Below are 15992 nucleotides of genomic sequence, written 5' to 3'. Positions count from 1 at the left end.
GAGAGAATAAAGAGGAGACAAGAAAGAAGAAAGAAGAAAGAAGAAAGAAGAAAGAAAAAAGAATACAAAAAATAAAACAACCAAACCATTAAACAGACTTCCATACTTATGAAAACAATCCAATAACCACTTTTGCTTTCTGTTTTGCCCCACATAAATAAGAAAGCATCAAAACTCGAATAACCTACAAACGCAAACAAACTTTACGTCTTAAAAAGACAACTAACTAAACCTAACCTTAAAATTAAAGAAATGAAAAAAAATCTATTTTTATTTTTTCTTGCCCTTTTTGCCATTCTCTTTACAGGATGTCAAAGTAACGATTCAGATTTTCCTAGTTCTGATAATCCTACGGTGGTGGTATCGACAAAAGAAATTTATGGTGCCCCAAGCAGGAAATTTGAAATCAAAGCGGCTCTTGCAGATGACTTAGGATTAAAAAGTGTTCAGATTCAAATTCCTGAATTATCACTTAATAAAGTAATCACTTTTGCAACAGATCCACTTTTAAAAACCTACGATTTAAGTTACTTTTTTGAAGTTCCGTCAAGCAGAGGAACTTCTGAAGCTTTCAAAATAAAATTAACGATTACAGATGTTTCTGGAAATGCCGTAAATGAAGAAATCAACTTACGTCTTGACGGAGAATTTGCTGCGCCAAGTATTTCGATGGTAACACCAAAAGAAGGAGCAGTAATCTTACTATCAACGAGTAATCAAATGCCGGTAAATTTTGTAGTAAACGACGATTCTGGTATCGATTATATTCAGGTAAAATGTGAAGCTTTAGGAATTGATGAAATGATTCAATTAGCTGATTCTCCACAATCATACACCTTCAATAAAACCTATACTTTGCCTGTAACTGCTGCTGATTACGTTTTAACGATTACAGCAAAAGATAAATTTGCGATTCCGAACACAGGAACGTTAAATGTAAATATTGTGGCTACAAACGAATATCCGGCAATTTACTTATGCGATCAGCCAAAGGGTACTAATCTTACAACAGATGCAGTAGGAGTTCCGATGTATTTCCACGAAAAAAGCGGACAAGATTTCGAATTCAAATATTATGCTGATAAAGACAATAAAGAAATCTTCTTCTTAGGTCAGGAATCTGATTTTGCACCGCACTGTTTCGGTTTAAATACTTCAGGAGAATTAACAGATGATGTCGCTTCGGCACCTATTATTTTACCAACAAAAGGATATTACAAAATCAAAGTAAATCCAAATACTTTAAAATACACTGTCGAAAAATACACACCAACAAGTAAAGTTTGGGCAGACGTGGCAAACGGTTTATGGCATGATGATGCTGCACAAAGAAGACCATTTGTAAGTGTGTGCGGTGGCGGAATTCAAGGAGCAACTTGGGATACTTGGGATGCGTGGACTCAAAAAAGCTTACACCTTGCAAACAATCCTAATAATCCATATCAATTAGTGGGCGAATATACGTTGACAGGAACTTTAGAAGCGACTTTTACAGGCCAGTGGTGGGATCCATCATGGAGGCTGATTAAAAACGGTATTGCCACTATGTCACCAGGTGAAAATGGAAATGCTAAATATCCAGCCGCTCCTGGAGTTTACAAAGTAGTTCTGGACACCGAATTGGAAAGGGTATTTATTACCAAAAAATAATGGGTTATGACGCTGTTATAACATTAATCAAAAAATAGCATACTATGAAATTCAAATATATAGGATTTTTTATTGCCCTTTTGTGTACTGCGGTATCCTTTGGACAAATAAAAATAAAAGGAACGGTTAAGGATAAAGCCAATGTGCCAATTCCGGGAGTTAACGTGATTGTAAAAGGAACTGCATCATCGGCAGCAACTGATTTTGACGGGAATTATACGATAAGTGTTCCAAACAAAAATGCACAGCTTGAATTCTCTTTTGTAGGTTTTACAACGAAATTACAAAACGTAGGCGAGCAGACAGAAATTAATGTAATCCTTGAAGAATCCAGCCAAGCATTAGATGAGATAGTGGTGGTAGGTTATGCGGCCGTGAAAAAGAGCGACGTAACGAGTTCCATTTCTTCTATAAAAGGAAAAGAACTTCAAACCATGACCGTTGGTAACGTAACAGAATCACTTCAAGGTAAAGTAGCCGGAGTTCAGGTTACAGGTCAAGGTGGTCCGGGCGCGCAGCCAAGAGTTTTAATTCGTGGTATTTCGACTTTAAACTTAAATACAGATCCGCTTTATGTGGTGGATGGAATTCCAATGGGAACCAGCATCAACTTCTTAAGCAACAATGAAATAGAATCGATGGAAGTTTTAAAAGATGCTTCGGCAAGTGCCATTTACGGTTCACGAGCTTCAAATGGAGTTATCTTAATTACAACCAAAAAAGGAAAAGTGGGTAAAACCAGATTCAATTTTGATTTGAGTTCCGGTATGCAGATCATGAACAATCCGTATAATATGGCTGATGCCGAAGGTTACGCATCAATCATGAATACAGCGTATAACAATTCGGGTTATTCAGATTATCTGCCAAATCCTTCTCAATACAGAGGAAAAACAACGGATTGGTGGAAAGCAGGAATCAGAACGGGAACACCAGTTACCAATGCCTCTTTAGGAATAACAGGAGGTTCAGAAAAACATACTTTTGGCGTAAGCTTAAATTACTACAATTCTGAATCTATATACGGCATAGGCGGATGGGAAAGAATCACCATGAGAATTGCGAATGATTTTAAATTCTCAGATAAATTCTCAGCAGGTATTACGTTAAACCCGCGTTACGAAACTTGGGGACAGCCAGGAAACTGGGCTGATTTTGATAAAATTGATCCAATTACGCCAATTTACAAACCAGCCGATCAGTTAAACGGAACTGAAAACGAATACAGCATTTATGCACGATCTCCATCATATATTTGGAATCCGGTTGCAGCAGTAAAAAGATACGATGATTACACAGATCAATACAATTTAAACACAAACGGATATTTACAATACGAACCAATCAAAGGTTTGGTAATTCGTACTCAAGCATCTGTTGAAGTGGGAGATAAAGTAAGAAACTCATTTACCCCAGATTTTGTAATTGATGCAGCGCATGAAAAACAAGAAATCAATAATGTACAAAAATGGAATACAACAAATGTTGATTGGACATGGCAGAACACCATTACGTATTCTAAAACATTTGCTCAAAAACACAATGCCTCTTTAATGGTAGGTAACACGATGGAAGAATACAACGGAAATGATCTTTGGGGATATGGTGAAGGAGTTCCAAACAATTCTGATTCCATGAGAGAGCTGAATGCAGCAACTAAAAACAAAGACAGTAAAGGAAACAGCTGGTCAAGTTCGTTGATGTCTTATATTTCGCGTTTTTCGTATAACTACGACGGTAAATACTATTTTACAGGAACATTTAGACGTGACGGTTCTTCTAAATTCATGACCAATAACAAATGGGCAAATTTCCCATCGGCATCGGTTTCTTGGAGAATTTTAAACGAAGGTTTTATGGAATCAGCTAAAGATTTTGTAAGCGATCTTAGACTAAGAGCAGGTTGGGGTAAAGTAGGAAACCAAGGATTACCAAATGCTGTGTATCAATCGAATATCGGACAAGGATATTATGTAATCAACGGACAAGTGGTAGATACTTCTTATCCTTCTTCAATGGCGAACAAAGACATTAAATGGGAAACAGTTGAAGATATGAGTTTCGGACTTGACTTCGGATTTTGGAAAAACAAAGTTTCAGGTTCATTGGAATATTATAAAAAACAAACCCACGATATGTTGTTCTTAAAACAGTTTCCAACCTACAGCGGATTCCCAGGATATTCAACGATGTGGACAAACGTTGGTTCTATGCAGTCAAGCGGTATCGATTTATTGCTTTCATACAAAGATAAAAAAGGCGATTTCTCGTATGGTGTAGACTTGACTTTTACAACCGTAAATGTTGAAATGCTTACGCTTTCTGCAGATGGTGAGAAACTATACGGATCTGGAAATAGAACTTTAACCGTAAAAGGCGATGTACCAGGATATTTTTACGGATATGTTGCTGATGGATTATTCCAAAACCAAACCGAATTAAACTCACATACAGATGAACACGGAACCAAATTACAACCTTATGCGCAAGTTGGTGATGTTCGTTTTAAAGATTTAAACGGCGATGGAAAAATTGATGAAAAAGACAGAACAAAAATTGGTTCTCCTTGGGCAGATTACAACGTAGGTCTGAATTTAAACTTTGGGTACAAAAACTTTGATTTAGTAGCGAACTTCTATTCAAGTATTGGAAACGAAATCGTAAACCAAAACATTTCAGATTTATACAACGGAGCAAGTTTAACCAACAAAGTCAGCGGATTAGAGCAGATGGCGTGGCACGGCGAAGGAACTTCAAATTATATTCCTCGTTTGTCAAAAGATGACAACAACGAAAACTACACCAAATTCTCCTCTCTTTATGTAGAAGACGGTTCTTTCGTTCGTATGAAAAATTTACAATTAGGATATTCTTTCTATAATAAATTCGGATTGGATAAACTAAGAATTTCATTGTCAGGCCAGAATTTATGGACATGGACAAAATACACAGGAGTTGACCCTGAAGTGGCCGGAGGAGATCCTGATAAAGGAGACAGAGTAAAAGGATCAGGTTTTGGAGGATGGAATTATCCCGTACAGCCAACAATCTTGATGGGTCTTAATGTTGCATTTTAATCAAAACGATCATGAAAAAAATTATAGTATCAATCATAGCTTTCTCTCTGTTTTCAGCTTCTTGCAGTGATTTCATTGAAAAAGAAGAAAGAGGAACCCAAACATTAGAAAACTACTTTCAAACCGCACAAGAGTGTGAAAATTATACAAACGAATTAACAAAAAGATTGTTGCTTCCTAACGACTGGTGGACATTACTAGCACCAAGAGTAACCAACGAAATGTCAACCGATGATGCTTGGATGGGAAACACAGGACAAGACAGCGGTGCGCATAGACCTAGTTCACAATACCTGATTACCCCTGATAATATGGGAGACATGAATAGTATTTATACCGCACATTATTACACCATTCAGTCGGCTAATATTGGCTTGGAAAAAATGGCATTATCGCCAATTTCAGAAACGCTGAAAAACCAATATATGGGAGAATCACTTTTTGTTCGTGCTTATTGTTATTACGAATTAGTGAATCTTTTTGGTGGAGTGCCTTTGTACACTACATCTTTAGGAACCGCAGATTTAAAATTAGAAAGAAGCTCAGCCGCAGCAGTATATGCACAGATTGAAAGCGATCTTAAAGAATCAGCAGCAAAATTGGAAAGTGCTCCAGTAGCCAAAGATGGAAGAATCAACAAATGGGCTGCGTATGCTTTGTTAGCTCGTGTGTCTCTGTTTCAAGAAAAATGGGCAGAAGCAAAAAACTATTCAAACAAAGTAATTACAGAAGGACCTTTTGCACTTGAAGCTGATTTCCTAAACATCTGGAATGTAAACAATCATAACGGAGTAGAATCTATTCTAGAAGCACAATCTTCATCAGTTCAAAATAGAGATTTAGGTTCTGCCTTACCAACTTTATCAGGTGCCAGAGGAGAAGACAAAAAGAACTTTCCAAGTAATGATGCCGCTGACGTTTTGGACGGATGGGGTTGGTGTATGCCAACAAGTGATTTAGAAAACGCCTATCTTTCTGAAAATGACGTAATCCGCAGAAGAAGTACGATTACAAAATGGGGAGAAGCTGCTTACGGAGATGAAGTTTTAAATCCAACGCATAAATTCAGTTTAAACGACAATAAATCAGGACGTATCTGTCGTAAATATTACATTCCGATTGCGACTCGTCGTTCTTTAGATAAAAAAGATGGACATCTTCCGCTAAACATTCCTTTGATTCGTTTGGCAGAAATGTACTTAACAAGAGCAGAAGCCAATTACCATTTAGGAGGAGATGCTTTAGCAGATATCAACATCATTAGAGCGCGTGTAAAATTAGATCCAAAAACAGGAATTTCTGGACCCACTTTATTGAGACAAATCTATAAAGAACGCCGTTTAGAACTAGCTTTTGAAGGATTACGTTTGTTCGATATTCGTCGCGAAAAAGACCCAACAACCGGAAGACCAGTTATCGAATCTTTAATGGGACCAAACGGAACTTTTGTAAAATACAATCAGAGTTCAACAGACCCTTACGAAACTACCAACTTGAGAGAACCGCAAGACAAAGGAATCAATTTTGATCCTTCAAAACACCTATTGTGGCCAATTCCTCAGTTAGAAATTGACTTAAGTAACGGAGTAATCAAACAAAACCCAAATTACTAAGATGAAGTTTTTTAATACAACTAAAGTAAGTCTGCTGTGTGCAGGCTTGCTTTTGGCTAACACTATAGTAGGATGTGATTCTGAATCAGATAATTCAAATTCTGAAAATGCTGCCGTAACAAGCCTTAACGTAAATCTTGATATGAGTTTACAAACGATGGAAAGTTTTGGAGCTTCAGATGCTTGGCAGTGTAATTTTATTGGGAAAAACTGGCCGTCGGATAAAAGAAATAAAATAGCCGATTTATTGTTCAGTCAAGCTGTAGATGCCGATGGAAACCCAAAAGGAATTGGATTATCATTATGGCGTTTTAACCTTGGAACCGGAAGTGCAGAACAAGGCGATGCCAGCGATATTACCGATGAATGGAGAAGAACCGAATGTTTTACGACAAATGGAGTTTCGTATGACATGAACAAACAAGCGGGTCAAGTCTGGTTTATGAAAGCCGCAAGAGAACGCGGTGTAAACAAACTTTTAGCTTTTGCCAATAGTGCTCCAGTTTACTTAACGCAAAATGGAAAAGCACATGCCACAATCAAAGAATTTTACAATTTAAAAGATGGTAAAATGCCTGATTTAGCCGATTTCTGGACCACATCTTTAGACAAATTAAAAACAGAACACGGTTTAACAATCGATTATGTAAGTCCGTTTAACGAACCGCAATACGAGTGGGATGGTTCAGGACAAGAAGGTTCTCCGGCAACCAATGCGAATATTTACAGCTTTGTAAATATCCTTTCGCCAAAATTACAAGCAAAAGGATTAGATGCTAAAATTGTAGTAGGAGAAGCAGGATCTTATGAATCTTTATACAAAACCGTTTCAGGAAAAGAAAGTAGATCCAATCAAATTGATTATTTCTTTGCCGCCAATTCTACTAAAAAAATCAGTGGTTTAAGCAATGTAAAGAATACAATTTCGGGTCACAGTTACTGGCAGGCGTGGCCATTAAATGAAATGGTATCGTCAAGACAAGCCGCTGCTTCTAGAATCCAATCTGTTGGTGGAGTGAGTCTTTGGTCATCAGAATATTGTGTTTTAGAAAGTCCGGGAACAGCTGAACTGCCAGGTGGAGCAGGAGCAGGAAGAGATTTAGGAATGTCATTAGCACTTTGGACAGCACGTATCATCAGTACAGACATTGCCGTGGGAGGCGTTACGTCTTGGCAGTGGTGGACAGCAATCAGCCGTGGTGATTATAAAGATGGATTAATTCACGTAGATGATGGAGCAAGCAACGGAGCAGGAAACGCCGATTATTGCAAAAACGACGGATACATTAGAGATTCTAAAACGCTTTGGGCTTTAGGAAATTTCTCGTTCTTCGTAAAACCAGGAATGGTGAGAGTACAGATTCCAACTATTGACAATTCAACCGAATTAAATAATGTTATGGTTACCGCTTATAAAGATGCTGTAAATAAAAAACTGGTAATCGTTGCAGTAAACATCAGCAAATCGGCTAAAAAGTACAATTTAAAGCTTTCAGGCGGAACAGTTACAGACAATAAATTGACTCCTTACACCACTTCTGAAACTCTAAGTTTGAAAAAAGGAACCGCGGTCGATGCAGCGAGTTTAGAAATTCCAGCAAGGTCGGTTGTGACTTATGTTGGGAATTATAAGTAGAATGTAAAATTAACCGCAATGACACAAAGAAAAAGCGCAAAGTTCGAAAAGCCTAAAATTTACTTTGCGAACCTTGCGATAACTTGGCGTCTTTGCGGTTAAAAAACAAAAAAATAAATGAGGAAAATATATCTCACGCTTTTACTAGTAACAAGTTCGCTGTTGTTTGCACAGCGAACCGTTACTATCAGCACAGATAATGTAGTACAAACCATTGACGGTTTTGGAGGTTCTGATGCCTGGAGAACACAGTTTGTAGGCAAGAACTGGCCAGAACAGAAAAAAAATGCCATTGCTGATTTGCTGTTTAGCAAAGAAATCGATGCACAGGGAAATCCAAAAGGTATCGGACTTTCGATCTGGCGATTTAATCTTGGAGCAGGAAGTACAGAACAAGGCGAAAACAGTAAAGTTTCGGACGAATGGAGAAGAAGCGAATGTTTTTTAAATGCCGACGGAACGTACGATTTCTCAAAACAAGAAGGCCAAAGATGGTTTCTGCAAGCGGCCAAAAAACGCGGAGTAGAAAAGTTTCTGATTTTTACCAATAGTCCGCCAGTGCATATGACGAACAACGGATTGTCTTTTGCTTCTCAAAAGAATAAACTGAATCTAAAAGATGGTGCAATTCCAAAATTTGCCGATTTCTTAGTTCAAAGTATTCAAGGATTGGAGAAAAAAGAAGGAATCAAATTCGATTATGTGAGTCCGTTAAATGAACCGCAGTGGGAATGGATGCCGAAAAACGGTGACACCAACAGCCAAGAAGGAACTCCGGCAACCAATCAAGAAATATATGAGGTGACCAAAGCACTTTCGGAAAAACTGAAAGCTAAAAAACTAAGCACCGAAATCGTAATTGCTGAAGCCGCACAAATCGATTATTTATACGAAAATGTAAATGCCGAAAACCGAGACAATCAAATTGATTATTTCTTTGGAAAGACCAAAACCAACGTTACTAAATTTTCGAATGTAAAAAATGTGATTCTAGGACACAGCTATTTTACAACTTGGCCAGTTGAAAGACAGGTTTTAAGCAGAAAATTAATCGCAGCCGAAATTAAAAAAAATCCGGGACTAAAATACTGGCAGTCGGAATACTGCATTTTAGAAAATCCAGGAGAAGCCGAAATTCCGGGAGGTTCTGGCGGAGGAAGAGATTTAGGAATGCAGACCGCTTTGTTTGTAGCCCGCTTAATTCATAATGATATTGCAGTGGCCAATGCCGCATCATGGCAATGGTGGACTTCTATTACTAGAGTAGATTACAAAGACGGCTTAATTTATCTGGATGATGGAAAAAGCAACGGAGGAACAGCTCCAGACTATGTGAGAAATGATGGAGAATTTCACGATTCTAAACTGCTTTGGGCTTTAGGAAACTATTCGCTTTTTGTTCGTCCAGGAATGCTTAGATTAGATGTTCCGAACCAAAACGAATTAGACAAAGCAAACGATGTAATGCTTACCGCTTACAAAGACGTTCAAAATAAAAAACTGATTGTAGTGGCAGTCAATTGCGGAAAATCGGCCCAGCAGTACAAATTTGATCTATCAAAAGGAACTTTAAAAAACAACGAGTTCATACCTTACGTAACTTCTGATACATCAAACTTAAAAAGAGCCGAAGTTCAAAAAAATGGAAATCTAGAAATCCCAGCAAGGTCTGTAGTGACGTTTGTGGGAGAATTGCAATATTAAAAAAATGTTTCAAGTTTCAGGTTTAAGGTTTCACGTTTTGGAGCGAACTTGAAACTTGAAACCTGAAACAAAAGAAACAAAAGAAACAAGTAATAAACCAAAAGAAGCTTAGAACCTCAGAATCTTAGCATCTTAGAACCTTTAGAAAAAATGTTAACTAAGAAAACTTTAATCCCCGTACTTCTCTTTTCATGCGTATCGGCATTTAGCCAGATATCGTTTGGAGATTCTAAAAAAATAAATGACAACTGGAAATTCAATCTTCAAGAAACTCCAGATGCAAAAAATAATGCTTTTGATGACAGTAAATGGCAACAGGTAAATGTGCCGCACGACTGGAGCGTAAAAGGACAGTTGAGTCCAACTCTGGCAAGCTGTACAGGATATCTTCCAGGCGGAATTGCTTGGTATAGAAAATCAATTAATATTCCGCAAAGCAAATCTGGTGAAAAAGTCTATTTGTATTTTGAAGGAGTGTACAACAGAAGCGAAGTTTTCCTTAACGGACATTCTTTAGGAAAACGTCCAAACGGCTATATTTCATTTGCTTATGACGCCACTGAGTTCGTCAAATTTGGTGGAGAAAATACTATTTCAGTTCGTGTCGACCACAGCCAAAGTGCCGATTCAAGATGGTACACAGGTTCGGGAATTTACAGAAATGTTTGGTTGGTGTATGCAAATTCTGTTCACATTGCGCAATGGGGGGTTTACGCCTATCCAGAAGTAAATAAAGGAAATGGAATTTTGAATGTTGAGGTTGAGGTTGAAAATGCTTCAAAAGGAAAAGCAAGTCTGACAATTGTAAATGAACTTTTCTCAAAAGACGGAAAATCAGTAGCAAAATCATCTTCAAAAGTAGAGGTAGCAGCCAATCAGAATGGAAAAATTTCGACAAAAATCAATGTTAAGAATCCGAAACTTTGGGATTTAGAAAATCCAAATTTATACGAATTGAAAACTACTGTTTTAAAAGACGGAAAAGAAATCGATAAAACCGTAACGCAAACTGGTTTTAGGAGTTTTACATTCGATCCGAATAATGGTTTTGCCCTTAACGGGAAATGGATGAAAATGAAAGGCGTTTGCTTGCACCACGATGCAGGAGTTTTAGGATCTGCAGTTCCGAGAGAAGTTTGGGAAACCAGATTAAAAACCTTAAAGGAAATTGGCGTAAATGCCATTCGTACAAGCCATAATCCGCAAGCACCAGATTTTTATGAACTATGCGATGAATTAGGATTATTAGTTTTAAACGAAGCGTATGACGAATGGGAATTCCCAAAACGCAAATGGTTAGAAGGTTGGAACTACGGAACACCAGGTTATGAAGGTTCGTTTGATATTTTTGCTGATTGGGCAGAAAAAGATCTGGAAGATTTTGTGCGTCGTGACAGAAACCATCTTTCTGTTTTTGGATGGAGTATAGGTAACGAAGTAGATTATCCAAACGATCCGTATTCGCACCCTGTTTTAGATCAGGGAAAAAACGGATTTGGACAAGCTGCCTACGGAGGTTACAAAAAAGATGCTCCTGATGCGATGCGTCTTGGCGCGATTGCAAAACGTTTGGTGGCTGCGGTTAAAAAATATGACAAATCACGCCCGACAACAGCAGGTTTAGCTGGAGTTGCGATGTCTAATGAAACAGAATATCCAGGCGCTTTAGACATTACAGGTTACAATTATACAGAAAGCAAATATCAGTCAGATCACCAAAAATATCCAAAAAGAGTAATTTTTGGAAGCGAGAATGTTCACGATATGGAACCTTGGCTAGCAGTAAAAAACAACAAGCATATTTTCGGACAGTTTCTTTGGACAGGAATCGATTATTTAGGAGAATCAGGAAGATGGCCTTCAAGAGGATTTTATTCTGGTTTAGTGGATTTTGCCGGAGTTATCAAGCCGAGAGGCTATTTTCGCCAGTCATTGTGGTCAGATAAACCAATGGCGTATTTAGGAACGTATCCGTTGACAAACGATAAAGATGTTTCTAAAGATGCATGGGCAATATGGAATTACGAAAACGGACAAAAAATTCGCGTGGTTTGTTATACCAATGCAGCAAAAGCCCGTTTAGAATTGAATGGAAAAGTAGTGGGAGAAACGAAGTTGTATGATGAAAAAACGGGAATTATCTATTGGGATATTCCGTTTGCTTCAGGAAAATTAGAAGCAGTTGGCTTAGATGCAGCCGATAAAGAAGTAAGCCGTTATGCCATCAATTCTACTCAACAGCCATTTGAGTTAACCATTGCCGATAAAGATATCACCATTAGCAAAGATAAAGGCGTAGCTAAAATTATGGTTCAGGTAAAGGATCAAAACGGACTTCCAGTAATGCTTTCAGACAACGAAGTGACATGCACTATCAATGGCGCAGCAACATTATTAGGATTGGAAGCAGGAAACAACAGCGACATGACCGATTATACAGACAATGTACAGCGTGTTTTCCACGGACATATTGCAGCGTATATTCAAGCAAATGGAGATTCTACAGCACCTATAAAAGTGAAATTTACAAGCCAGTGGTTAAAACCTGTTGAGGTTACTGTAAATGTGAAATAACAAAGCAGGAAAAGACCTAACAGGTTTTTAAAACCTGTCAGGTCTAATTTTTGTCTGTAACAATAAAATTTCATTATATTTAAAGTGTAAAAACCACACATAAAAAACGCAATGAAAATTACAAACTTACTTACAATGGCTATAGGAGCCTTTTTTCTATCAGCTGCAACTAACGCTCAAAACAAAACATTTCAAAAAGAAGAATTCAAACAATGGGCTCAGACTCCGCCAATGGGATGGAACAGCTGGGATTGTTACGGACCAACAGTTGAAGAACACGAAGTAAAAGCCAATGCCGATTATATGGCAAAAGAGCTCAAGAAATTTGGTTGGGAATATGTTGTTGTAGACATTAGATGGTTTGTCGAAAATGACAAAGCAGGAGGCTACAACCAAACAGATCCTCGTTATGTAATCGACAAATACGGAAGATATCTTCCAGCCGTTAATAGATTTCCTTCAGCAAAAGACGGACAAGGTTTTAAACCATTAGCCGATTACATCCATAAAAAAGGATTAAAATTCGGAATCCATATTATGCGCGGAATTCCTAAAAAAGCGGTCGAAGACAAATTGCCAATTAAAGGAGCAAACGGAATCACAGCAGATCAAGTTTATTCAACAGCACTGCAATGCGAATGGCTGAAAGACAATTATACCATTGTTGCAGACAAGCCAGGAGCGCAGGAATATTACGATTCTATTTTCGAATTATATGCGCAATGGGGAGTAGATTTTATTAAAATTGATGATTTATCAAGACCGTATCACGAAGGCGAAATCAATTTAATCAGAAATGCAATTGACAAATGCGGACGTAAAATTGTTTTAAGTACATCGCCAGGAGAAACACCAATTTCAGCAGCACCACACGTATCTACACATGCCAATATGTGGCGTATGGTAGATGATGTTTGGGACACATGGCCGCATATCACACATTTAATGGATGTTGCTCAAAAATGGTATCCATACATCGCGCCGGGAACATGGCCAGATTGCGATATGATTCCGTTAGGGCGCATTTCAATCAGAGGAGAAAGAGGCAATGACCGTATGACACGTTTAACAAAAGACGAACAATATACTTTGATTACATTTTTCAATATCTTCAAGTCTCCCTTATTCTTTGGAGGCGATTTACCAAGTAATGATGCCTTTACCTTATCATTATTAACCAATAAGGAAGTAGTAAAAATGCACAATCAAAGCACCGAGGTTAAACAGCTTTTCCAGAAAGACGGAAAAATTGCCATTACTTCAAAAAATCCAAAAGATGGAAGCATTTATCTGGCTTTGTTTAATATTTCGGATAATGCTTCGCAAAAAGTTGTCGTAAACCTTTTTGATATAGGAATTTCAGGTTCAGCAGAAATTTTGAATATGTGGACAGGCGAAAAATCAAAATCAACTTCAAAAGAAATCGGACTGGAATTAAAACCTCACAGTTCTGTTTTATATCAATTAAAAAGTAAAAAATAAATGAAAAGAATACTTCTTTGCCTTGTATCAATACTAAGCCTTTTTGATCCTTTACAAGCCCAAAATACAGCAAAAGGAATTCCGCCCGTTATTGCCGATAAAGACTTAACAGCGTATTTGTTCGTTTATTTTATTGGAAATAAGGTCGAAGAAGAAGCCGTTAATTATGCCGTAAGCACTGACGGATATCATTATTATGCACTCAATAACAACAAACCTATCTTAGATAGTAAAATCATCAGTTCTACAGGAGGAGTCCGTGATCCGCATATATTGCGTGGCGAAGACGGCAAGACATTTTATATGGTTTTGACCGATATGACTTCTTCAAAAGGCTGGGATAGCAATCGTGCCATGGTTTTACTAAAAAGCACTGATTTGGTAAACTGGAAAAGCAGCATTGTCAATATCCAAACTGCATTTTCAGGAAACGAAGACTTAAAACGTGTTTGGGCCCCACAAACTATTTACGATGCAAAAGCAGGTAAATACATGATTTACTTTAGCATGCAGCATGCAGGAGGTCCAGATAAAATTTATTACGCTTATGCAAATAAAGATTTCACGGCTTTAGAAAGCGCTCCTAAATTGTTATTCGTTCCAAAGTCAGGAAATGCTTGTATCGACGGTGATATCATCGAAAAAAATGGAGAATATCATCTTTTTTACAAAACAGAAACCAATACGCCGGGAATCAAAGTGGCAGTTACTAAAGATTTGACTTCGGGAAATTGGATTGAAAACGATAAATATCTGCAGCAGACAAAAGATGGAGTAGAAGGTTCGAGTGTTTTCAAACTAAACAATTCAGACGAATATATTTTGATGTACGATGTGTACACCAAAGGAAGATATCAATTTACAAAAACGAAAGACTTAGAAAATTTCAGCGTAATTGACAATGACATTTCAATGGATTTTAATCCGCGTCATGGAACGATTCTTCCGATAACTCGTTCTGAATTAAAGCGAATTACAGACAAATGGGGAACGCCTGCAAAACTTCCAAAAGTAAACCATAATCCAGTTTTGGAAGGGTATTACGCCGATCCTGAAATTTTGTATTCCAACAAAACAAAGAAATATTACATCTATCCAACAAGCGACGGATTCGACGGTTGGTCGGGTTATTATTTCAAAACTTTTTCTTCTGATAATTTAGTCGATTGGAAAGAAGAAGGTATCATTATCGATCTCAAAAAAGACGTGGCTTGGGCAAACAGAAATGCTTGGGCGCCTTGTATTGTAGAGAAAAAGATTAAAGGGAAATACAAATATTTCTACTATTTCACAGCAGCACAAAAAGTTGGAGTTGCCGTTTCGGATAATCCAACTGGACCATTTAAAGACAGCGGAAAAGCAATTGTGGCAACAAGACCCGAAGGCATAAAAGACGGACAAGAAATTGATCCCGATGTTTTTACAGATCCAAAAACGGGTAAAAGTTATTTGTATTGGGGAAATATGTACATGGGAGTTGCGGAGTTAAATCCTGATATGGTTTCGATCAAAGCAGGAACAACTCAAGTAATTGCAGTTGATGAGACTTTCCGTGAAGGAACTTATGTAATTTACAGAAACGGAAAATATTATTTCTTTTGGAGCGAAGACGACACCAGAAGTCCGAATTACAAAGTGAGATACGGAATTTCAAATTCTCCAACAGGACCGCTTGAAATTCCAAAAGATAATATCGTCATTCAAGGAAAACCAGCAGAAGGCATTTATGCAACAGGACACAATTCTGTTTTGCAACTTCCGAACAAAGACGAATGGTATATCACGTATCATAGATTCTCTTATCCAACAGGAATTAAAATGGGAGATGCAGGAGGTTTTCACCGCGAAGTCTGCATCGATAAATTAGAGTTCAATCCAGATGGAACCATAAAGCAGGTAATCCCAACACATAAAGGGATTCCAGCAATCAAATAATATAATTTTAGTTTTTAATGAAGAAGCCGTTCTCTGTTTAGGGAACGGCTTTTTTTGTGAGCATAAGTTACTTTAACTATCGAATTTATTATAAGTAAAACGCTATATAGGAAAAAGAAACTATAAGTAAAAATTGATGAAAAGATTGAATTACAACCGTTGGTTATATTCTATAAGCTGCTTTGTAGGAAAAAAATAGGTTTTATCCGTAATATTGCGATATGGTGTGTTGTTCGAACATTACAGCATTTTTAAACACATTTTTTTAAGCCCCAAAAACACTTTTAGACCGTCATGTTGTATTTGACTTCTAAATGATTC

Annotated in this window: 8 protein-coding genes; all 8 read left to right on the top strand. The window is 37.5% G+C overall.

Annotation, left to right across the window (positions count from 1 at the left end; translation table 11 throughout):
• Positions 1 to 252: 252 nt before the first annotated feature.
• Positions 253 to 1650 carry a hypothetical protein gene (locus tag P2W75_RS16170; protein WP_276381277.1) on the top strand — a complete coding sequence of 466 codons (1398 nt, stop codon included), beginning with the start codon at positions 253 to 255 and terminating at the stop codon, positions 1648 to 1650.
• A 44-nt stretch (positions 1651 to 1694) separates the two neighbouring features.
• A complete protein-coding gene (locus P2W75_RS16165; RefSeq protein WP_276381276.1) occupies positions 1695 to 4727 on the top strand; it encodes a TonB-dependent receptor in 3033 nt (1010 codons plus the stop codon).
• 11 nt (positions 4728 to 4738) lie between these two features.
• Complete coding sequence (locus P2W75_RS16160; protein ID WP_207295820.1) at positions 4739 to 6340, top strand: RagB/SusD family nutrient uptake outer membrane protein; 1602 nt, start codon at positions 4739 to 4741, stop codon at positions 6338 to 6340.
• A 1-nt stretch (position 6341) separates the two neighbouring features.
• Complete coding sequence (locus P2W75_RS16155; protein WP_276381275.1) at positions 6342 to 7976, top strand: glycoside hydrolase; 1635 nt, start codon at positions 6342 to 6344, stop codon at positions 7974 to 7976.
• A 117-nt stretch (positions 7977 to 8093) separates the two neighbouring features.
• Complete coding sequence (locus tag P2W75_RS16150; RefSeq protein WP_276381274.1) at positions 8094 to 9680, top strand: glycoside hydrolase; 1587 nt, start codon at positions 8094 to 8096, stop codon at positions 9678 to 9680.
• Between the two features lie 150 nt (positions 9681 to 9830).
• On the top strand, positions 9831 to 12254 hold the full coding sequence (locus P2W75_RS16145; RefSeq protein WP_276381273.1) for a sugar-binding domain-containing protein: 2424 nt from the start codon (positions 9831 to 9833) through the stop codon (positions 12252 to 12254).
• 111 nt (positions 12255 to 12365) lie between these two features.
• A complete protein-coding gene (locus P2W75_RS16140; RefSeq protein ID WP_276381272.1) occupies positions 12366 to 13736 on the top strand; it encodes a glycoside hydrolase family 27 protein in 1371 nt (456 codons plus the stop codon).
• A complete protein-coding gene (locus P2W75_RS16135) occupies positions 13737 to 15671 on the top strand; it encodes a family 43 glycosylhydrolase (protein ID WP_276381270.1) in 1935 nt (644 codons plus the stop codon). It abuts the gene before it with no gap.
• The last annotated feature ends 321 nt before the right edge of the window (positions 15672 to 15992 follow it).

It is taken from the genome of Flavobacterium sp. H4147 (genome assembly GCF_029360735.1).
Taxonomy (GTDB): Bacteria; Bacteroidota; Bacteroidia; order Flavobacteriales; family Flavobacteriaceae; genus Flavobacterium; species Flavobacterium endoglycinae.
The sequence above is the reverse complement of the archived record's forward strand: the minus strand, read 5'-3'. Positions and strand labels throughout refer to the sequence as shown.